Below are 20853 nucleotides of genomic sequence, written 5' to 3' on the forward strand. Positions count from 1 at the left end.
CTCCATGCTTGCGGGCCGCGATGTGCGTCGTCGGTTTCATTGTCCGACATTCCCGGTCAGCAGGCAGAATACCCAAAAAAGAACGTTCGTTCAATTTTTTGCTGCGCTGCGGACGCCAGGGTTTGTACTGAACCCACGAATCTGGCGGGTTGACCGGTAAAGTCGGAAGAAAAAAACGCAGCCAGATGGCTGCGCCGGAGAACCTTGCGCGGCTGCGCGGGCGGCTCGGGGTAGCTTATCCGCGCTTCGCGGCGTCTTGCGCCGGGTCGAGCGGACAGCCCTCCACGGCCAACGCAGTCGGTAGCACATAGGCGCGGAACTGCTCGCGCAGCTTGAGCTTTTGCAGCTTGCCCGTTGCCGTATGGGGCAATTCGTCGACGAACACGGCGTCGTCGGGCAGCCACCATTTCGCGACCTTGCCTTCGAAGTGCGCGAGCAACTCTTCACGCGTCACCGCGGCGCCGGGCTTCTTCACCGCGACGATGAGCGGCCGCTCGGTCCAGCGCGGATGCGCGCAGGCAATGCACGCGGCCTCCGCGATGGCCGGATGCGCCACGGCGATGTTTTCCAGGTCGATCGAGCTGATCCACTCGCCGCCCGACTTGATCACGTCCTTGCTGCGATCGGTGATGTGCAGGAAGCCGTCGGGGTCGATCGTGGCGACGTCGCCCGTGGGGAACCAGCCGTCCACGAGCGGCGAGCCGCTTTCCTGGCGGAAATAACGGTCGATCACCCACGGCCCGCGCACGTGCAGGTCGCCGAACGTCACGCCATCCCACGGCAATTCCCGCCCGTCTTCGCCCACGATCTTCATGTCCACGCCGAAAATCACGCGCCCCTGCTTTTCGAGCAGCGCCTGCTGCGCTTCGCGCGGGCGCTCCGACTGCTCCCAGTTGAGCCTCGAGAGCGTGCCGAGCGGCGACATCTCCGTCATGCCCCACGCGTGGATGGTCTGCACGCCGTAGTCGTCCTCGAAGGCGCGCTGGATCGCCGGCGGGCAGGCCGAGCCGCCGACCACCGTGCGCTGCAGCTTGGTAAAACGCACGCCCGCTGCGCGCACATACGCCAGCAAGCCGAGCCAGACGGTGGGCACGCCGGCCGAGGCGGTGACGCCTTCCGCTTCCATGAGTTCATAGAGCGACTTGCCATCGAGATCCTTGCCGGGCATCACGAGCTTCGCACCCGTGAGCGGCGCCGCATGCGGAATGCCCCATGCGTTCACATGGAACATCGGCACGACCGGCAGGATCGCATCGCGCGCGCAAAGCCCCATGGCGTCGGGCAGCGACGCGCCATAGGCATGCAGCACCGACGAGCGATGCGTGTACAGCGCGCCTTTCGGGTTGCCCGTGGTGCCGGACGTGTAGCAAAGGTTCGAGGCGCTGCGCTCGTCGAGTTCGGGCCACGCGAAATGGCCGTCCTGCGCGGCGAGCAGCGTTTCATAGCTGAGCACTTCCGTGCGCATTGCCGGCCGGTGCGACTCGTCGCACAACGCGATCCAGCCGCGCACGTTCGGGCATTGCGGCGCGAGCGTGTCGACGAGCGCGGCAAACGTGATGTCGAACAGCACGTAGCGGTCTTCGGCGTGATTGACGATCCACGCGATTTGCTCGGGAAAGAGCCGCGGATTGATGGTGTGGCACACGGCGCCGAATCCGGTCACGCCGAAATAGGCTTCGAGGTGCCGGTAGCCGTTCCAGGCCAGCGTGCCGACGCGCTCGCCCGGCGCCACGCCCAGCGCAATGAGCGCCTGGGCAAGCTGCTTCGAGCGCACCTCGCATTCGCGGTAGGTGTAGCGGTGAATATCGCCCTCGATGCGGCGCGAGACGATCTGCGCGTTGCCATGGTGGCGCGCCGCATGCGCAATCAACGACGGGAGCGTGAGCGGCACATCCATCATCTGTCCCAGCAGCGGCGCAGTCATCGGTGGCGGTCTCCTCGCGTTTGATCGGCTTTGTCTGGCGTTGTCTTTGGCGCATCGGGCTGGCTCGCCGGCAAGCTTCGAACCTGCCCCAGCACGCCGGCGGGTGCGGACTTACAATATCGACTATTCAACAGGCCCTCAATATGTCGTTTTCACCAGGCACTCCCGACTCCCAAGGCGGCTCGTCCGCTACGCACCCGCCCGCCACCGGTCCGCTCGCCGACTTCGAACGCGCACTGATCGTGCCGCGCGACGACGCCTTCGCCGCGCTCGGCGCACGCTTTTTCACGCGGCTGCCCGGCGCGCCGCTGCCTGCGCCTTACGTCGTCGGCTTCTCGCAGGCCATGGCCGCGCAACTCGGGCTCGATCCGTCCGCCGTTGCCGACCCCGCGTTCGCCGGGTTCTTTAGCGGAAATTTCACGCGCGAGCGCTCGCCTTCGGCCATGTCTTACGCAACGGTCTACTCCGGCCACCAGTTCGGCGTATGGGCGGGCCAACTCGGCGACGGCCGCGCGCTCACGCTCGGCGAGGTCGAGCACGAGGGCAGGCGCAATGAGATCCAGCTCAAAGGCGCGGGCCGCACGCCCTACTCGCGCATGGGCGACGGCCGCGCGGTGCTGCGCTCGTCGATCCGCGAATTCCTGTGCTCGGAGGCCATGCATCATCTCGGCATTCCGACCACGCGCGCCCTCACGGTGACCGGCTCGGACCAGCCCGTGCGCCGGGAAGACATGGAAACTGCCGCGGTCGTCACGCGCGTGTCGCCGAGCTTCGTGCGCTTCGGCCACTTCGAGCACTTCTATTCGCACGACGACGTGGACGCGCTGCGCGCGCTCGCCGACCACGTGATTGCGCGCTTCTATCCGCAACTGCGCGAAGCCGACGACCCGTACCTCGCCCTGCTCGACGAGGCGGTGCGCACCACGGCAGCGCTGATGGTCGAGTGGCAGGCCGTGGGCTTCTGCCATGGCGTGATGAATACCGACAACATGTCGATCCTCGGCCTCACGATCGATTACGGTCCGTTCGGCTTCATGGACGGCTTCGACGCCAACCACATCTGCAATCATTCGGATTCGCAGGGCCGCTACGCGTATCGCATGCAGCCGCAGATCGCGTACTGGAATCTCTTTTGCCTCGCGCAAGCGCTCGTGCCGCTGTTCGGCGCGCACTACGACATCGCCGACGAAAAGAAGCGCGGCGAGCGCGTGGTAGCCGACGCGCAAGGCGTGCTCGAACGCTTCAAGGGGCACTTCGCCCCCGCGCTCGAAGCGCGCATGCGCGCGAAGCTCGGCCTCGAACACGAGCGCGAAGGCGACGACGCGCTCGCGAACAAGCTGTTCGAAATCATGCATGCCAACCGTGCCGATTTCACGCTCACGTATCGCCATCTCGCGCGCGTCTCGAAGCATGACGCGAGTGGCGACACGCCGGTGCGCGATCTCTTTCTCGATCGCGCCGCCTTCGACGCGTGGGCTGCCGACTACCGCGCGCGCCTCGCGCACGAAACACGCGACGACGCTGCGCGCGTCGAGGCGATGAACCGCAAGAATCCGAAATACGTGCTGCGCAATCACCTCGCGCAAACGGCGATCGAGCGCGCTGCGCAGAAGGACTTCAGCGAAGTCGAGCGGCTGGCCAGGGTGCTCGAGCGGCCATTCGACGAGCAGCCCGAAAACGCGTCGTACGCAGGGCTGCCGCCCGACTGGGCGAGTTCGCTCGAAGTCAGTTGCTCTTCGTGAGCGCGCCCCCATCTACGTGATCCTTGTTTCCCACCCGACAGGAACCCGACATGAGCCAGGATGACCACAACTCCCCCTCCTACCCCGGCTACCAGTCTGACGAGCAATGGCGCGAGCAGCTCGACGAAGGCCAGTATCAGGTCACGCGCCATGCGGCCACGGAGCGCGCCTTCACGGGCAAATACTGGGATCATTTCGATCGCGGTGTGTATGACTGTGTGTGTTGCGGCACGCCGCTCTTCGAGTCCGACACGAAATTCGACGCGGGTTGCGGCTGGCCGAGCTACTTCCGCCCGATCAACGGCGAGGTGATCGAAGAGAAAACCGACCGCACGCACGGCATGCTGCGTATCGAGGTGCGCTGCAAGAACTGCGGCGCGCACCTCGGCCACGTGTTCGAGGATGGTCCGGCCCCGACGGGCCTTCGGTATTGCATCAATTCGGCTGCGCTACAATTCGAGCCCAAGTGAACGTTGGCAAGGCAGCCCCGCGCCCCCGCGCGGGGCCCAATGCGGCCTTGACAGCGTCGTGCCCTCTTTTGCCGGGCTCAATTCGTCAACTCTCAGGCCGATAATGAAATTCCTGTTTGATCTGTTCCCGATCATCCTCTTTTTCGTCGCCTTCAAGCTGTGGGGCATCTTCACGGCTACGGCCGTGGCGATTGGAGCTACGCTCGTGCAGATCGCTTGGGTCGCGTTCCGTCACCGCAAGGTCGACCCGATGCTGTGGCTTTCGCTGGGCATCGTCGTCGTGTTCGGCGGCGCCACGCTGATGCTGCACGACGAAACCTTCATCAAGTGGAAACCCACCGTGCTCTACTGGGCGTTCTCGGTCGTGCTGCTCGTCTCGCAGATGGCCTTCGGCAAGAACCTCATCGAAGCGATGATGGGCAAGCAGATCACCCTGCCGCCGCGCATCTGGACGCAACTGAACTTCGTCTGGTCGATCTTCTTCGCGCTGCTCGGCATTCTTAATCTCTTCGTGGCATTCCACTTCTCCACCGACGCGTGGGTCGACTTCAAGCTGTTCGGCGCGACCGGCATTCTCGTGGTGTTCATCGTCGGCCAGAGCCTGTGGCTTTCGCGTTACATGAAGGAAGAAGAATGAGCGACGTCTTTCTCAACGCCAGCCCCGCCGAGCGCATGGCGCTCATCGAAACGCGCCTGACCGCGGCGCTCACCCCGGTTTCGATCGACGTACGCGACGACAGCGCGCAGCATGCCGGACACGCGGGCGCCGCTGCCGGCGGTCACTATCATGTCACGATCGTTGCGGGCGCATTCGCGGGGAAAGCCCGCGTGGCAAGGCATCGCATGGTGTATGATGCGCTGGCCGAGGCCATGCAGCGCGGCATCCACGCTCTCGCGATCACGGCGCTCACGCCCGAAGAAGCCGCGGCGCTGCCCCGCTAGCCCACGTTAGATTTCGACTTTTTTGTTCGCCATTTTGGTTCGCCCCGTTAGGACTTTCCGATGACCTTGAAGAAGACCCATCTCTGGGTGTTGCTGGCTGCTTGCGCGGCGGCTCCCGCCTTTGCGCAGAACATCGCCGTCGTGAACGGCACGCCGATTCCCAAAGCGCGCGCCGATGCGCTGGTCCAGCAGCTTGTCCAACAAGGCCAGCAGGATTCGCCGCAACTGCAAATGGCGGTGCGCGAGGAGCTCGTGAACCGCGAAATCCTCATGCAGGAAGCCATTCGCGAGGGCATTCCGAACAACCCGGACGTGAAGGCGCAAATCGCCGTGGCCCAGCAGACCGTCGTGCTGCGCGCGCTGATTCAGAACTTCGTGAAGAACAACCAGCCGACCGACGCCGAAGTCAAGGCGCGCTACGACCAGTTGACCAAGGATGCGGGCGGCAGCGAATACCATCTGCACCACATCCTCGTGGACAACGAGCAGCAGGCCAAGGACCTGATCGCGAAGATCAAGGCCGGCGCCAGCTTCGAAGACCTCGCGAAGCAGTACTCGAAGGACCCGGGCTCGGCCAAGAACGGCGGCGACCTCGACTGGTCCGATCCGAAGGCCTATGTGCCGGAATTCGCGGCTGCGGCCACGCATCTGCAGAAAGGCCAGATGACCGATACGCCGGTGCACACGCAGTTCGGCTGGCACATCATCCGCGTGGACGACATCCGCCCGGTCACGCCGCCGCCGCTCGAGCAGGTGCGCCCGCAGATCGTCCAGCAGATCCAGCAGGAAAAGCTGCAGGCGTTCGAAGAGAATCTGCGCAAGCAGGCGAAGATTCAGTAAGGCTGCACGCGGCTCAAAGTGCTGCAAAAGACCCCGCGACCTTCGAAGGCGCGGGGTTTTTGTTTGCGGCTACGCGTTGAGCTCGTAGCTCGTGCTGCGCCCGCCACCCTCCGTCTTGCGCAACACGCCACGCGCCACCAGGTCGTTGATGTCACGCAAGGCCGTATCGGACGAGCATTTGGCAATAGCCGCCCACTTGCCGCTCGTGAGCTTGCCGTCGAAGCCGTCGAGCAAGCGGTTCAGGAGCTTGACCTGGCGCTCGTTGAAGGGCGTCGTGGCCCACTCGCGCCAGAAGCGCGCCTTGGCGAGCACCGCGTCCAGCGTGATTTGCGCCTGATCGACCGCGCGATGCAGCGCGTCGAAGAACCAGGCGAGCCAGAGCGTGACATCCATCGAGCCGCGCTGCGTGCGCTCCAGAATGTCGTAATACCCTTTGCGCTCCCGCTGGATCTGCGCGGAGAGGCTGTAAAAGCGCTGCGCACTGCCGTCTGCGCGCGCGAGCAGCAGGTCGCCGATGGCTCTTGCCACGCGGCCATTGCCGTCGTCGAACGGGTGCAGCGTGACGAACCACAAGTGGCCGAGGGCCGCCTTGATCAACGGCGGCTCTCGCGGCGGGCCGTTGAGCCAGTCGAGAAAGCGCTGCGTTTGGGCTTCCAGCCGGTTCGCGGGCGGCGCCTCGAAATGCACGCGTTGACGGCCGATCGGCCCCGAGATCACCTGCATGGGCCCGCTCGCATCGTCGCGCCATGCCCCGACGTTGATGCGCGACAGGCCCGCGTAGCCCGTGGGAAATAGCGCGGCGTGCCAGCCGAACAGGCGCTCGCGCGTAACCGGCGCGCGGCTGTTGGTGGTCGCGTCGAGCACCATCTCCACCACGCCTTCCACGTGGCGGTCCACCGGCGCGAGCGCCCCGATGTCCACGCCCATGCGACGCGCGATGGACGAACGCACGGAGGCGACGTCGAGCTGCTCGCCCTCGATCTCGCTGGTCTTGAGCACGTCCTCCGTCAGGGCCGCGAGGCTCGCCTGATCGCGCAGCGCGAGTCCCACATCGGCCAGTCTGCCCACCAGCAGGCCCTGGGCGCGGCTGACCTCGGCCATGGGCTCGGCGAGCGCCGCCAGATCGAAGCGCCATTGAGGCCAGTCGCCCGCTTCCCAGATGTAGGTGTATTCGCCGCTATTCATGCGGCGATTATGAGACGTATTCGCCGCACGCGCAAGCCAATCACCGCAAAATATGCGGCGATTAATGTCGATTTTCGCCGCAAGGTCCCACCGGCCGGCGCTCAAAAAGCACAAACCCCGGTCCGCACTCGCAATCGAGGCAGGACCGGGGTTTTCCGCCGGGGCGAGTTGCCCTGCTCCGGCGTCAACCGTCCGCGAAGTTCGCGTGGTTCGCGAGGCGCATTAGCCCACCCACTTGCGCGCGTTCTGGAACGCACGCATCCACGGGCTCGCCTCGCCCCAGGCTTCGGGGTGCCAGCTCATCGTCACCGTGCGCTGCACGCGCTCGGTGTGCGGCATCAGCACCGTGAAGCGGCCGTCGGGCGTCGTGACCGACGTGATGCCTTGCGGCGAGCCGTTCGGATTGAACGGGTAGGCCTCGGTTGCCTGGGCGCGATGGTCGACGTAGCGCATCGCCACCGCGACCTTCGCGATGTCGCCCTGCTGCGAGAAGTCCGCGAAACCTTCGCCGTGCGCGACCGCCACGGGAATGCGCGAGCCTTCCATGCCGTTGAAGAAGATCGACGGCGAGCCCTGCACTTCCACCAGCGAGAAGCGCGCTTCGAACTGCTCCGACTTGTTGCGCGTGAACTTCGGCCAGGCTTCGGCGCCCGGGATCATCGAGGCGAGGCTCGACATCATCTGGCAGCCGTTGCAGATGCCGAGCGCGAACGTGTCCTGACGGGCGAAGAAGGCCGCGAACATGTCCGCGAGCTTCGCGTTGAAGCGGATCGTCTTGGCCCAGCCTTCGCCCGCGCCCAGCACGTCGCCGTACGAGAAGCCGCCGCAGGCCACCGCGCCCGCGAAGTCGGCGAGCGTGGCGCGACCTTCGAGCAGGTCGCTCATGTGGACGTCGTGCGCGTCGAAGCCGGCGCGGTCGAACGCGTATGCGGTTTCGAGGTGCGAGTTCACGCCCTGCTCGCGCAGGATGGCGACACGCGGACGCGCACCCTTGCCGATGAACGGCGCAGCGATGTCCTCGGCCGGATCGAACGTGAGATGCGGCTGCATGCCCGGATCGGCGGCGTCGAGGAGCGCGTCGTATTCGGAATCGGCGCACGCGGGATTGTCGCGCAGACGCGCAATACGCCAGCTCACTTCGCTCCACACGCGTTGCAGCTCCGCACGCGGCGCTTCGTAGATGCGCTTCGCGTCACGGTAGATTTCGATCGAGTCGCGATTGTTCAGCGTGCCGATCACGTGCGAGCACACCGAGAGGCCATGCTGACGCAGCACGCCCATCACGACGTCGCGCTGCTGTGCCGGCACCTGGATCACGGCGCCCAGTTCTTCGGAGAAGAGCGCGCGCAGCGTGCGGTCTTCGCGGCGGCCGCTCGTTTGCTTCGCCCAGTCCTTGGCGTCGCCGTAGTCGGACTCGTGCTCGCTGTCGAGCGCGAGCATGTCCACGTTCAGCGACACGCCCGTGTGACCCGCGAAAGCCATTTCGCACACCGTCGCCCACAGGCCGCCGTCCGAGCGGTCGTGGTACGCGAGCAGTTGCTCGTTCGCGTTCAGTTGCTGGATGGCCGTGAAGAACTGCTTGAGGTCTTCGGCGCTGTCGACGTCGGGCACCGCGTCGCCGACCTGCTGGGTGACCTGCGCGAAGATGCTGCCGCCCATGCGGTTCTTGCCGCGGCCCAGATCGATCGCGATCAGCACCGACTCACCCGCCTCGTCGACGCGGCGCAGTTGCGGCGTGAGGTGGCGGCGCACGTCGTCGACCGGCGCGAACGCCGAGATGATGAGCGATACCGGCGCGACCACTTCCTTCGCCACGCCTGCTTCGTTCCACTTCGTGCGCATGGAAAGCGAATCCTTGCCCACCGGAATGCCGATGCCCAGCGCCGGGCACAGCTCCATGCCGATCGCCTTCACGGTGTCGTAGAGCGCCGCGTCCTCGCCCGGTGCGCCGCACGCGGCCATCCAGTTCGCGGAGAGCTTGAGCTTGTCGAGCGACAAAATGGGCGCGCTGGCGATGTTGGTGATCGCCTCGCCCACGGCCATGCGGCCCGATGCGGGCGCATCGATCACGGCGAGCGGCGTGCGCTCGGCCATCGTCATCGCTTCGCCCTTGTAGCCCGCGTAGTCGAGCGCGGTGATCGCGCAGTCGGCCACCGGCACCTGCCACGGGCCGACCATCTGGTCGCGCACCGTCGTGCCGCCCACCGAGCGGTCGCCGATGGTGATGAGGAACGACTTGTTGCCCACGGTCGGGTGGCGCAGCACGCTCTTCGCGACTTCGTCGAGCGAGACGCCCGTGACTTCGACCGGCGCGAGCGGCACGCTCGCGTGCTCGACGTCGCGGTGCATGCGCGGCGGCTTGCCGAGCAGGATGTCCATCGGCATGTCGACGGGCTGGTGGCCGCCGTTGGCCGCGAGCGCCTGCTCGTCGGTGTCGATGAGCTTCAGGTCGCGCGCGTCGGTCGCGACGCCCACGACGGCGAACGGGCAACGCTCACGCTCGCAGATCGCCTGGAACTCGGCCAGATCGGCGGGCGCGATCGCGAGAACGTAGCGTTCCTGCGATTCGTTCGACCAGATTTCGCGCGGCGAAAGGCCCGACTCTTCTAGCTGCACCTTGCGCAGCTCGAAGCGCGCGCCCTTGTCGGCGCCGTCGACGAGTTCCGGGAAGGCGTTGGAAAGGCCGCCCGCGCCCACGTCGTGAATGCTCAGGATCGGGTTGCGTTCGCCGAGCTGCCAGCACGAATTGATGACTTCCTGCGCGCGACGCTCGATTTCCGGGTTGCCGCGCTGAACCGAGTCGAAGTCGAGTTCGGCGGTATTGGTGCCGGTGGCCATCGAGCTGGCCGCGCCGCCGCCCATCCCGATGCGCATGCCCGGGCCGCCGATCTGGATCAGCAGCGTGCCGGCCGGCAGGTCGTGCTTGTGCGTGTGCTGCGCGCTGATGTTGCCGAGGCCGCCCGCGATCATGATCGGCTTGTGATAGCCGCGCACGGTGCCCGCCACGTTCTGCTCGTAGGTACGGAAATAGCCGCCGAGGTTCGGCCGGCCGAATTCGTTGTTGAACGCGGCGCCGCCGAGCGGGCCGTCGATCATGATCTGCAGCGGCGAAGCGATGCGGTCCGGGCGGCCATAGGCGCCCTGCGTGTCGGCGGGGTTGCGCAGCGCGAGCGGCACGGCCGCGTCACGCGCATCTTCCCATGCTTCGCGCGCGTCGGGCAGATCGAGGTTCGAAACCGTGAAGCCCGTGAGACCGGCCTTCGGACGCGCGCCGCGGCCCGTCGCGCCTTCGTCGCGGATTTCGCCGCCCGAGCCCGTCGCCGCGCCCGCGAACGGCGAGATCGCCGTGGGGTGGTTGTGCGTCTCCACCTTCATCAGCGTGTGCGTGAGTTCGGTGTGGCGGCCGTACTGTTCGCCGGGCGTGCCGTCGGCGTTGTTCTTGCGCGGGAACCAGCGCTCCGCGACCGCGCCTTCCATGATCGACGAGTTATCCGAGTAGGCAACGATCGTGCCCTGCGGGCTGATCTTCTCGGTGTTGCGGATCATCGCGAAAAGCGACAAATCCTGATCCTGGCCGTCGATCGTCCAGCTCGCGTTGAAGATCTTGTGGCGGCAGTGCTCGCTGTTGGCCTGCGCGAACATCATCAGCTCGACGTCGGTCGGGTTGCGCTCGAGCTTCTTGAAGTTGTCGACGAGATAGTCGATTTCATCGTCGGCGAGCGCGAGGCCCAGTTCGCCGTTGGCCGTTTCCAGCGCCGCACGGCCGTGGCCGAGCACGTCGACCGTCTGCATCGGGCGGGCCGGCAGTTCATCGAACAGATGCAGTGCCGCGTCGCGCGAAGGCGCCACGCTTTCCGTCATGCGGTCGTGCAGCGCCGCGGCGACGGCGGCGTGCGCCTCTTCCGGGAGCGTCTTCTTGCCGCCGAGCAGGCCCGACTTGAGCACCACGGTGTATTCGACGCCGCGCTCGATGCGGCGCACCTGCTCGAGGCCGCAATGGTGCGCGATGTCCGTGGCCTTGCTCGCCCACGGCGACACCGTGCCGAAGCGCGGCACGACGAGGAACGTGAGCGCGCTGCCGCGCTCCTGCGGGGCCGCGAACGGCGCGCCGTAGTGCATCAGCGCGTCGATCTTCGCGCTGTCGTCGGCAGAGAGCGGCTCGGCCGAATTGACGAAGTGCAGATACTGGCCGTGCACGCCGACGATGTTGGCGTCGATACGCTGAAGCGTCTCGAGCAGGCGGGTCTGACGGAAGTCGGAAAGGGCCGAAGCGCCGGGGAAACACGAGAAGTGGGCCATGGACTGGGGCGTTGCGTCGAGGTTGCGTCAGAGTTGCGTCGCGGCTTCGCCTCGCGCGAAACACGTCGCAAGGTGGCGATGCGTCGCGCGGGGGATGGCGACGGTCAGGCGAAGGGAGACCGCGATTATAACCCGGAAGGCCTGTCCTGACCGCCCCGGTGGCCGTGCGACACGCGTGTGGCAAGCCGGCCTCGCGCATGGCGACGCGGACGCTTTCGCTGCTATGATTGCGCGTTTCGTCTGATCGGCGCACCCGGGCATGGCTTCGGCGCGCCGCACGCCCCACCTTCGGCAGGACGCCCTCACCCGAGCGAGCGCCGCCTGCCTGCAGATCGTATCGTCATGGATGTCATCGTCATCGGCGGCGGAATCGCCGGCATCGCTACCGCCTGGCAGCTGCGCGCGGCCGGGCATCGCGTCTGCGTAATCGAACGCCACGCCACCGTTGCGCAAGGCGCGACCTATGGGCATAGCGGCATTGCGCTGCCCACGCCGCTCGACGTCTGGTTCGGCCCCACCTTCCTGCGCAATGGCCGTCAATCGTCCGGCGGCGTGATCAGCAAGACGGGCTGGCGCGGGCACGCGCACGGTTTCGTCAAGCGCCTCGCCACGCTGCACGGCTCCGAGGCGTTCGCCGGGCGCTATGCGCTGCTGCGCCCGCTCATCGACTCGGCGCAAGCGGCGCTCGCCGACATCGACGCGCGCTTCCAGCTCGACTACGAGCAGCGCGACGGCCTGCTCTACCTCGTGCGCGGCAACGACGAATGGTCGCTCACGCAACCGGCCCTCGAACTGCTGCGCCGCTTCGAGACGCCCCACCACGCGCTTTCGCCCGCGGAATGCGTGGCTTTCGACCATGCCATCCCCGCCGATCCGCCGTTTGCGGGCGGCGTGCATTTCGAAACCGGCCGGGTGGCCAACTGCCCGCTCTTCGTGAAGCTGCTCAAGCAGGTGCTCGACGCCCAGGGCGGCGTGCAGTTCGAGATGAGCCGCGAGGTCAATGCGATACGCCTGGAAGACCGGCGCGCGGCCGTGGAGCTGGCGCCGCCGGCGCACGAAGCGGGCCGCTCGCGCGACGTCGAAGTGATCTCGGGCGACGCCGTCGTGGTCGCCGCGGGCGCGCAAACGCCGCGCCTGCTCGCGCCGCTCGGCCTCAAGGTGCCGTTTTATCCGCTGCGCATGCACACGCTCAATTCGCCGGTGGCACACGAGGAATGCGTGCCGCAGACGACCATCGTCGACGCCGGCAAGCGCATCGCCATCGCGCGCATGAATCACCGGCTGCGCATATCGGGCGCCGCCGTGCTGCTGCGCGCACAGGAGGTCGATGACGCGCTGCCCGAGGGGCTCACCGAAGACGCCCTCGCGCTGCTCGGCGAGGCGTCGCGCGACTGGGCGCCGGGCGCCGCGCGCATTTCGGCGGCGCTCGCGTGGGAAGGCATGAAGCTGCTTTCCGCCGACGGCCTGCCGGCGGTCGGCAACGTGAGCCATCCGCGCCTGTACGTCAACGCGGGCCACGGGCCGGCAGGCTGGGCACTTTCGCTCGGCTCCGCGCGTCTCATCGCCCAGCAGATCTCCAACGCGGCGCCTGACCTGCCGGCCGATACCATCAAGGCGCTCTCGCCGGGCCGCGATTGAGCCGCGCACGCGTGTGCGGCATTGCCGCGCCGCCGCGCCAGTCCAGCGCGCGCCTGGGGCGTGCCGTCTGAAGGCATGCTCGGGTATCGTTGCGATGTCGCCTCCGAGGACCGCATCGCCATGACGCACGCTCTACATTCCTCCGGCGCCGGGCAACCGGTGCTCGTCTACCCGCATGATCGTGCGGTCCCGCTGCTTACCGTCGAACCGCTGCGCGAGGCCGAAGTCGCCGCGCAGTCAGCTCTGCCTGCCCACACGCTCATGGCGCGCGCAGGCGCCGCCGCCGCGCACTTCCTGAGCGAGCAACTCGCGCACGCGCCCTCGTCGGCGAGCGACAAGCCCGTCTGGTTCGCCGCCGGGCCCGGCAACAACGGTGGTGACGCGCTCGTCGTCGCCACGGAGCTGCATCGCGCGGGCGTCGCCGTGGAAGTCTGCATGCCCGTCGAGGTCAAGCCCGACGACGCGCGCTGGGCGCTCGCCGAGGCGCGTGCGGCGGGCGTGCCCATCGCCGCGTCGGTGCCCGGATCGTTCGATGCATACGGCTGGCTCGTCGACGGCATGTTCGGCATCGGCCTTGCGCGCGGGCTCGAGGGCGTGTTCGCCGAACTCGCCGTAACGCTCTCGGCACGCGCGCGTAGCCATGGCCACGTGCTCGCGCTCGACGTGCCGAGCGGCCTCGACAGCGACACAGGCAACGTCGTCGGCAGCGGTCCGGCGGTGCGCGCAACCCATACCGTGACCTTCATCGCCGCCAAGCCCGGACTGTACACGGGCGTTGGGCGCGACTACGCAGGCGCCGTCGCGGTCGCGCCGATCGGCATCGACACCGCAGGCACACCGGGCGCCGCACACCTGAACGCGCCCGCGCTCTTCGCCGCCGCGCTGCCCGCCCGCGACTTCGCCACTCACAAGGGCACGTTCGGCACGCTCGCCGTCGTCGGCGGCGATACCGGCATGTGCGGCGCGCCGATTCTCGCGGCGCGCGCGGCGCTCCTCACCGGCGCGGGCAAGGTTCACGTGGGCTTTCTCGGCAGCGACGCGCCGCCCTACGACGCCCCGCACCCCGAACTCATGCTGCACGCGGCGGCCAGGCTCTCGCTCGGCGCGATGGACGCCGTCGCGGCGGGCTGCGGCATGGGCGGCAGCGCGTCGGCGCGCCAGCTCGTGGACGCCATCCTGCGCCTTCACGCACCCGTGCTCCTCGATGCCGATGCGCTCAATCTCGTCGCGCGCGACGAGGCGCTCGCGGCGCACGTCGCGCAGTCGGCGACCGCGCGCGGCGCGCCTTGCGTGCTCACGCCTCATCCGCTGGAAGCGGCGCGCCTGCTCGGCTGCGACACCGCCGCGGTGCAGCGCGACCGCCTCGCCGCTGCGCGAACACTTGCGGCCCGCTACGCGGCGGTTGCCGTGCTCAAGGGCAGCGGCACCGTGGTCGCCGCGCCCGACGGCCGCGTCGCCGTCAATCCCACCGGCAACGCGGGCCTCGCCACGGGCGGCACCGGCGACGTGCTCGGCGGCATGATCGGCGCGCTGCTGGCCCAGCGCGTGCCGCCCTATGAAGCGGCGCTCGCGGGCGTCTACCTGCACGGCCTCGCCGCCGATACGCTGTGCGCACAAGGCGACGGCCCCGCGGGCCTCACGGCATGCGAACTCGCGCCAGCGGTGCGCAAGCTCATGAACCGGCTCTTTTACGCGCCGTCTTATGCCGCCTGAAGCCGCATGCCGCGCGTCCGGTCGCACGGCACGCGGCTTGCTTCGCGGCGATGCTGGCCGTACCTCCCGCTCCCGGCACAGCCGCAGGCATCACAACGCTGCGCAGTGTCGCGCGAGGCCGCTATACTGATCCTCCGCACGCCGTCTTCCACCGGAGGCGGTCCGTGCTTGCCCGCGGCGCGCGAAGCGCGCGTTCGGCCAGACCGGCGAACCGCACCTGCCGCCCTCCATTCGTGATCCCTCGCTAGACGAACATGACGAATCCGCTCCCCGCCTGGTCCGCGCTACAGACGCATTACGAACAGATCCGCGACGAAAAGCTGCGCGACTGGTTCGCCCCCGCCAACGACCCTGCGCCGACGCGCGCCGAACGCTTCACGTTCGCAGGCGCCGGTCTCGGCGCCGACTTCTCGAAGAACCGCATCACCGACGCCACGCTCAAGCTGCTCGTGCAGCTCGCTCGCGAGGCCGGCGTAGAAGCGCGCCGCGATGCGATGTTCAAGGGCGAAGCCGTCAACCCGACTGAAGGCCGCGCGGCGCTGCACACCGCCTTGCGCGCCACCGAAGCCGACGCCCCGTACCACGCCCAGATCGCCGCCGAACGCGCGAAGATGGCGAAGTTCGCCGACGCCGTGCGCAGCGGCGCATGGACCGGCTACACGGGCAAGCGCATCCGCCATATCGTGAATATCGGCATCGGCGGCTCGGACCTCGGGCCGAAAATGGTCGTGCACGCGCTCAGGCATCTCGAGCTGCCCGAGATCACCTCGCACTTCGTCTCGAACGTCGACGGCGCGGACCTGTGGCGCACGATCGAAGACATCGATCCGGAAGAGACCCTGGCGATCATCGTCTCGAAGACGTTCACGACGCTCGAAACCATGACCAACGCGCTGTCGATGCGCGACTGGTTCGTCAAGCACGGCTGTCCGCAAGGCGAACTCGCGAAGCACTTCGTGGGCGTCTCCGCCAATCCGGCCGAAGTCGTGAAGTTCGGCATCGCCAAAGAAAACGTGTTCGAGATGTGGGACTGGGTTGGCGGCCGCTATTCGTTGTGGTCGGCCGTGGGCCTCTCGATCATGATCGCCATCGGACCGCAGCAGTTCGACGAACTGCTCGCCGGCGCGCACGACATGGACAAGCACTTCCGCGAAGCGCCGCTGGAGAAGAACCTGCCCGTGCTGCTCGGCATGATCGGCATCTGGTATCGCAACTTCTTCGGTTCGCAGAGCTATCTCGTTGCGCCCTACTCCGAAGCGCTGCACTTCCTGCCTTCGTATCTCCAGCAGCTCGAAATGGAGAGCAACGGCAAGTCGGCGCGCCTCGACGGCAAGTTCGTCGATTACGCGACCTCGGCGATCACCTGGGGCGAGCCCGGCACGAACGGCCAGCACGCGTTCTTCCAGATGCTGCACCAGGGCACGACGATCGTGCCGATCGACTTCATCGCCGTACTCACGCCCGAGCATCCGCTGGCCGACCATCATCCGAAGCTGCTCGCAAACTGCTTTGCGCAGAGCGAGGCGATGATGCTTGGCCGCACCGAGGAAGAAGCGAAGAAGATTGCCGGCCCGGACAAGCCCGAGCTCGTGCCGCACATCATGTTCCCCGGCAACCGCCCGACCACGACGCTGCTCGTCGATGCGCTCACGGCCCGCTCGCTTGGCGCGCTGATCGCGCTCTATGAGCACAAGGTGCTGGTGCAGGCTTCCGTTTGGGACATCAACCCGTTCGACCAGTGGGGCGTGGAACTCGGCAAGATCCTCGGCAAGGTGGTGGAAGCGGACTTGAACGCGGCAAGCGCCGATGTGAAGCCGCACGATTCGTCCACGGCCGCGCTAATCGCGCGCGCCCGTGCGGCGCTCAAGCGCTAAATCGGGCAGAAGCGGCGTGCGCATGCACTGCGCACGCCGTTCACCGGACAGACGCTAACGCCCGGCTTCGACGTTGCTCGCGTTGCGCGAGGATGCCGCGCCATGCGGCGCGTTGGGCACGCGGTGGCCCGCTTCGATCGTGATGATGGCGTCGCAGCGTTGCGCGAGATCGACGTCGTGGGTGACGAGCACGAGCGTCGCCCCGTTCGAGCGATTGAGTTCGAACATCAGGTCGATGACGGCGTGGCCGGTGGCGGCGTCGAGGCTGCCAGTGGGCTCGTCGGCGAACAGCACCGCGGGGCGCGTCACGAATGCGCGGGCGAGCGCCACGCGCTGCTGCTCGCCGCCCGAGAGCAGCTTCGGATAGTGGCCCGTGCGCTCGGCAAGACCCACACGCTCGAGCAGCGTGCGCGCGCGGGAGAACGCGTCACGCGTCGACATGCCGCCCTGCAGTTCGAGCGGCAGCGCGACGTTCTCCAGAGCGGTGAGATGCGGCATCAGCTGGAACGACTGGAACACGAAGCCCACCGAGCCGTTGCGCAGCGCCGCGCGCTGATCTTCGGCCATGCCGGTAAGCTCATGGCCTAGCAGGCGCACCGAACCCGCGCTCGCGCTGTCGAGGCCGGCCAGCAGGCCGAGCAGCGTCGACTTGCCGGACCCGGAAGCGCCGACGATCGCCACGCTCCCGCCCGCCTGCACGGTGAGGTCGATGCCGTCGAGGATCGTCAGTTCGCCGGTCGCGTCGGTGACCCGCTTGGTCAAACCCCGTACTTCGATGACTGGATCGCTATTCATTCGCACATGATGACGCACAGGTTAGCCGTGAACCAGAAGCGCGCCGCGCGGCGCGCCGCCCTTTCCCGCGCTTGGTCCCGCTTCAGCGCGCTTGCCGCTATCGCCACCTTGACCGCTGCTGCGTTGCTGGGCGCCTTATGCGGCACGACCGGCACCGCGCTCGCTGCCACGCCCGTCTCTACTGCCAACGCGGCGACAAACCCCGCCGCAACGGCGAAGCCGAACATCGTCGTGCTCGGCGACAGCCTTTCGGCCGAATACGGCCTGCCGCGCGATACGGGCTGGGTGGCCCTGCTGCGCCAGCGGCTCGCCAGCGAGCGAATCGATTATAACGTTGCGAATGCGAGCATCAGCGGGGACACGACCAGCGGGGGACTCACGCGCCTGCCGCTCGTCATGCAGCGCATCAAGCCCGCAATCGTGATCGTCGAACTGGGCGCAAACGACGCACTGCGCGGCGTACCGCTCACGACGACCGAGAGCAATCTGCGCGCCACCGTCGCGCAGATCCGCAAGGGCGGTGCGAAACCCGTGCTCATCGGCATGTATGTGCCGCCCAACTACGGGGTCGACTATACGCGTGACTTCCACGCCATCTACGAGCGGCTGGCGAAAGAACTGAACGTGCCGCTCGTGCCCTTTCTGCTCGCCGGTCTCGCCGACAAGCCCGAACTCTTCCAGGCCGATCAGATCCATCCCACGCAGCAGGCACAGCCTTTGCTGCTCGATAACGTGTGGCCAACGCTCAAGCCGCTGCTAGGCAGCGGCGTGCGGCGCTGAGGCGGCAGCGGGACAAACGCGCGGGCGTCCTCACCGGGCGCCCATTCCCAGGGCCCCGCCCTCGGCGCGTTCAAGCCGCTCGAGCCTCTCGGCCAGCGTGGCGGCGGGCAACCGCGTCCCGCCATTGGCCACCGTTTGCGTCAGACACGCGAGCCCGCGAAGTTTCGCTGTCTGAATCCGACCGACCCTGACTGGAGGGAAGAAGCATGAAATATTTACCTCTCATTGTCGTTACGGCAGCCCTTGCTGCCTGCGCCAATCAGCCAATGCCGAGCGGAGCACAGTCCGTCGGCACGAGCCAGCAACCGCCTGCGACGGTTGCCCAATGCATCGCGCAAAAATGGGCCGACAAGTCGCAACAGCAAGTCGTCTCGCAGTCCGTGCTCGCCAACGGCCAGGCTGTCGACGTCTACGTCCCTGGCCAGCAGCCGCCTAACGGCGCAGCCGCAACGGTGCGCCCGGCATGGAGCGCCAGCGCGAAGACGTGGGTCGGCTTCCGCTCAGGCGGCGGCGCCGGTGGAGACGCCACCAGCGACATCAGCGCCTGCCTCTGATTTCGCGCTCGCCAGAACGCAAAAAGCCCCGCGTTGTATCGCGGGGCTTTTTTTGCGCCGGCTCTCGACGCCGGCGGGCGGATACGCGGATCGGGCTTACTGGGCGTTGTCGCCGTCGCCCGACTGGCTGGCCGAGCTGAGCGAGCCGTAGAGCTTCACCTTCGCGCGCTCGCGCAGCGCGTCGAGGTACGCCTGCACCTGCGACTGGCCGTCCACCTGGGCCAGCTGCTGCTGCGCGGCGGCCAGACGCGGGCCCTCTGCGGCCGCACCGTTGGTCACGCTGTTCACGCGGTAGATCGCATAGCCGTCGTTGCCGAGGTCCACGCCCACGTAAGCGGGCAGCTTCTGCGCATCGGCCTTGAAGACGGCGGACAGCGCGCTGGACGGCAGGCCCTGTGCGTCGTTGCGCGACACCTTGAGCGCCGACGAGAAACCGTCGGTGGATTTCGACTTCTGCAGCTCCGCGAGCTTCGCCTCGCCGTCCTTGTGCGCGATGTCGGCGGCCTGCTGCGCGACCACCTTCCGGCGCACCGCGTCCTTGACCGCGGCGAACGCGGGCACGGCGGCCGGCTGGTAGTTCGTCACGTGAGCCGAGATCAGCGTGTTGTTGCCGACATCGATCGCCTGGGTGTTGTTGTGCTGGTTCACCGAGTCGCTCGCGAATACCGCGTCGAGGAACTTCTGGTTGTTCAGCGGGCTGTCCGGCGGCAGCGCTGCATTCGGCTTCGGCGTGACCGTCGCCGTCTGGATCGTCAGCTTGTACTTGTCCGCGGCCGGCTGCAGGCTCTTGGCCTGCTCGTAGACCACCGACGTAAAGCCATCGCTCGCGTCGGCGAGCAGCTTCGCGGCTTGCTGCGTCTTCACGTCGTTCATGATCTGCGCCTTCACGTCGTCGAACGGCTTCGTGACCGCCGGCTTCAGGTCCGTGACCTTGACGATGTGATAGCCGAAGTCCGACTGGATCACGTCGCTGATCTCGTCCTTCTTGAGCTTGAAGACCGCGGCGTCGAACGCCTGGCCGCCCGCGATCATGCCGGGGCCGAAGTAGCCGAGGTCGCCGCCCTTCGAGGCCGAACCGGGGTCCTGCGATTCCTTCTGCGCGATCTGCGCGAACTGGTCCGGATGCGCCTTCACTTCGGCGAGGATCGATTCGGCCTTCTGCTTCGCGGCGTTGCGCCCGTCGGCGCTGGCGTCCTTCGGCACCGTAATCAGGATGTGGCTCGCGCGCACTTCTTCCTGCGTGCGGTAGTGCGCGATGTTGTCGTCGTAGTACTTCTTGAGATCGGCGTCGCTCGGCTGCACGCCGGCGGCAACCGTCGCCGCCGAGAGCACGAGATACTGGATCTGCGCCGTCGCCGGCGTGGCGAACGCGTTCTTGTTCGCGTCGTAGTACGCCTGCAATTGCGCGTCGGTCGGCTGGACCTTGGGCGCATAGTCGCTCGTGTGGAACGCGAGGCCCTGCACTTCGCGCTGCTGCTCCGAGAGGCCCGTGAGCTGCTGCGCGAGCGCCTTCGGCGTGAACGCGCTGCTGATGATCGACGCCGGCAGTTGCTGCATGGCGAGGCTATAGCGCACGCGCTCGTCGTACTGCTCCGGCGTCATACCCTGCATGGCGAGCAGCTGCTTGTACTGGTCGAGGTTGATCGAACCGTCAGGATTCTTGAGCGACGAGATCACCGGGTCGGAGAGCAGCGCGCGGCGCACGGCGTCGTCCGAGGCGGTCAGGTGCAGGCGCTGCGTTTCGTCCACGAGCACGCGCTGCTGGATCAGACCGTCGAGGATGTCCTTGCGGTGCTGGGGCGTGTCGAACATGCTCGCATCGAATTGCGCGCCAAGGACCTGGCGGGCCTGGTCGAGCTGCTGGCGCGCGGCGTTGTCGTATTCGACACGCGTGATCTTGTGCCCGTTGACGCTCGCGACGTTCGCGCTTTCATCGAAGAAGCCGCGGAAACCTTGAATACCGACGAAGCCCAGCCCTGGCAGGACGACCAGGAGCAGCATGAACATCATCAGGCGTTTGTGATTGCGGAAAAAGTCGAGCATGCGTGACCAGACGTTGAGGGCGCCAAAAAACGGAACGCCCGATATTACAACAGC

General features: G+C 67.2%; 15 protein-coding genes. 10 read left to right on the forward strand and 5 right to left on the reverse strand.

Annotated features, from left to right (window positions below):
- Nucleotides 1-235 precede the first annotated feature (235 nt).
- A complete protein-coding gene (locus AB3X98_RS14680; RefSeq protein WP_368606478.1) occupies nucleotides 236-1924 on the reverse strand; it encodes a 3-(methylthio)propionyl-CoA ligase in 1689 nt (562 codons plus the stop codon).
- A 143-nt stretch (nucleotides 1925-2067) separates the two neighbouring features.
- Between AB3X98_RS14680 and AB3X98_RS14685 the strand changes: the two genes are divergently transcribed.
- From AB3X98_RS14685 to AB3X98_RS14705, 5 genes are all read left to right on the forward strand, one after another.
- The gene (locus AB3X98_RS14685) at nucleotides 2068-3666 is read left to right on the forward strand and encodes a YdiU family protein (RefSeq protein WP_368606479.1); all 1599 of its coding nucleotides are present in this window, start codon (nucleotides 2068-2070) and stop codon (nucleotides 3664-3666) included.
- Nucleotides 3667-3716: 50 nt separating this feature from the next.
- Nucleotides 3717-4136 carry a peptide-methionine (R)-S-oxide reductase MsrB gene (msrB, locus tag AB3X98_RS14690; RefSeq protein ID WP_069268085.1) on the forward strand — a complete coding sequence of 140 codons (420 nt, stop codon included), beginning with the start codon at nucleotides 3717-3719 and terminating at the stop codon, nucleotides 4134-4136.
- 103 nt (nucleotides 4137-4239) lie between these two features.
- Nucleotides 4240-4773 carry a septation protein A gene (locus AB3X98_RS14695; protein WP_069268086.1) on the forward strand — a complete coding sequence of 178 codons (534 nt, stop codon included), beginning with the start codon at nucleotides 4240-4242 and terminating at the stop codon, nucleotides 4771-4773.
- Nucleotides 4770-5078 (forward strand): BolA family protein, encoded by a 309-nt coding sequence (locus AB3X98_RS14700; RefSeq protein WP_342945726.1) that lies wholly within the window; start codon nucleotides 4770-4772, stop codon nucleotides 5076-5078. Before AB3X98_RS14695 ends, AB3X98_RS14700 begins: the two co-directional genes overlap by 4 nt.
- A gap of 60 nt (nucleotides 5079-5138) precedes the next feature.
- Nucleotides 5139-5918: a peptidylprolyl isomerase gene (locus AB3X98_RS14705; protein WP_069268088.1), complete on the forward strand. Its 780-nt coding sequence runs from the start codon at nucleotides 5139-5141 to the stop codon at nucleotides 5916-5918.
- Between the two features lie 69 nt (nucleotides 5919-5987).
- Here AB3X98_RS14705 and AB3X98_RS14710 read toward each other — a convergent pair whose 3' ends face one another.
- Both AB3X98_RS14710 and purL read right to left on the reverse strand, forming a co-directional pair.
- Nucleotides 5988-7103, reverse strand: coding sequence for a Fic family protein (locus AB3X98_RS14710; protein WP_342945725.1), 1116 nt, complete (start codon nucleotides 7101-7103; stop codon nucleotides 5988-5990).
- Nucleotides 7104-7325: 222 nt separating this feature from the next.
- Complete coding sequence (gene purL / locus AB3X98_RS14715) at nucleotides 7326-11402, reverse strand: phosphoribosylformylglycinamidine synthase (RefSeq protein WP_368606480.1); 4077 nt, start codon at nucleotides 11400-11402, stop codon at nucleotides 7326-7328.
- 342 nt (nucleotides 11403-11744) lie between these two features.
- Between purL and AB3X98_RS14720 the strand changes: the two genes are divergently transcribed.
- The 3 genes from AB3X98_RS14720 to pgi all read left to right on the forward strand — a co-directional run bounded on the left by AB3X98_RS14720 (nucleotide 11745) and on the right by pgi (nucleotide 16627).
- Nucleotides 11745-13040, forward strand: coding sequence for an FAD-dependent oxidoreductase (locus AB3X98_RS14720; protein WP_368606481.1), 1296 nt, complete (start codon nucleotides 11745-11747; stop codon nucleotides 13038-13040).
- 120 nt (nucleotides 13041-13160) lie between these two features.
- The gene (locus AB3X98_RS14725) at nucleotides 13161-14753 is read left to right on the forward strand and encodes an NAD(P)H-hydrate dehydratase (protein ID WP_368610267.1); all 1593 of its coding nucleotides are present in this window, start codon (nucleotides 13161-13163) and stop codon (nucleotides 14751-14753) included.
- Nucleotides 14754-15007: 254 nt separating this feature from the next.
- Nucleotides 15008-16627 (forward strand): glucose-6-phosphate isomerase, encoded by a 1620-nt coding sequence (gene pgi / locus AB3X98_RS14730; RefSeq protein WP_368606918.1) that lies wholly within the window; start codon nucleotides 15008-15010, stop codon nucleotides 16625-16627.
- Between the two features lie 54 nt (nucleotides 16628-16681).
- Here the strand turns inward: pgi and AB3X98_RS14735 are convergent, their stop codons facing one another.
- The gene (locus AB3X98_RS14735; RefSeq protein WP_368606917.1) at nucleotides 16682-17428 is read right to left on the reverse strand and encodes an ABC transporter ATP-binding protein; all 747 of its coding nucleotides are present in this window, start codon (nucleotides 17426-17428) and stop codon (nucleotides 16682-16684) included.
- Nucleotides 17429-17545: 117 nt separating this feature from the next.
- Here AB3X98_RS14735 and AB3X98_RS14740 point away from each other — a divergent pair, with 117 nt between their 5' ends.
- Together AB3X98_RS14740 and AB3X98_RS14745 are read left to right on the forward strand one after the other, a co-directional pair.
- Nucleotides 17546-18202, forward strand: coding sequence for an arylesterase (locus tag AB3X98_RS14740; RefSeq protein ID WP_069268129.1), 657 nt, complete (start codon nucleotides 17546-17548; stop codon nucleotides 18200-18202).
- A 206-nt stretch (nucleotides 18203-18408) separates the two neighbouring features.
- Nucleotides 18409-18756, forward strand: a complete 348-nt coding sequence (locus AB3X98_RS14745; protein ID WP_028206982.1) for a hypothetical protein — start codon at nucleotides 18409-18411, stop codon at nucleotides 18754-18756.
- A gap of 96 nt (nucleotides 18757-18852) precedes the next feature.
- On the opposite strand, the gene AB3X98_RS14750 is transcribed toward AB3X98_RS14745, so the two are convergent.
- Nucleotides 18853-20799: a SurA N-terminal domain-containing protein gene (locus AB3X98_RS14750; protein WP_368606916.1), complete on the reverse strand. Its 1947-nt coding sequence runs from the start codon at nucleotides 20797-20799 to the stop codon at nucleotides 18853-18855.
- Nucleotides 20800-20853 lie beyond the last annotated feature (54 nt).

Origin of the sequence: Paraburkholderia sp. BR14312 (assembly GCF_040948675.1) — a bacterium.
Taxonomy (GTDB): domain Bacteria; phylum Pseudomonadota; class Gammaproteobacteria; order Burkholderiales; family Burkholderiaceae; genus Paraburkholderia; species Paraburkholderia nodosa_A.